This window comes from Halomonas borealis (assembly GCF_004798905.1).
Taxonomy (GTDB): Bacteria; Pseudomonadota; Gammaproteobacteria; order Pseudomonadales; family Halomonadaceae; genus Halomonas; species Halomonas borealis.
The window spans coordinates 1-348 of record NZ_SDMO01000039.1 but is presented as its reverse complement, the minus strand read 5'-3'; the positions used below and the strand labels follow the sequence as shown (position 1 = coordinate 348).

At 36.5% G+C, this 348-nt stretch carries 1 protein-coding gene; it reads right to left on the bottom strand.

The genetic code is table 11. The features are described from left to right. Positions 1-89 precede the first annotated feature (89 nt). On the bottom strand, positions 90-348 hold a 259-nt coding region (locus ETC07_RS16100; RefSeq protein ID WP_205742565.1), incomplete at its 5' end, for a hypothetical protein.

Below are 348 nucleotides of genomic sequence, written 5' to 3'. Positions count from 1 at the left end.
AACAACTGTTAATTCTTACACCTATCGAGTAATAACAGCAGATAAAATATAACTACCACCAAAAGCCTAGTCAATCGACCAGGCAATTTTTATTTTGCTTTCTCATATCCTCGAGAAAGTGCTTCAGCTATTTCTGAGTGCATACTTTTCCATTTAGAGAAAATGGCTTTGTCTACACCTATAATTTGGTTTGCGATATAAGATTGTTTAAATCCTTGTCGTGCGTATTCTTCGAGTTTTTGTAATCCCTCTGCAGTTAGCCACTCTGTCACAATCGGCTTTCTACGTTGTAAAGGTCTTGCTCTGAACCCTAAGAAAGTGTTATCTGCATTATAAGGATAACGTTTA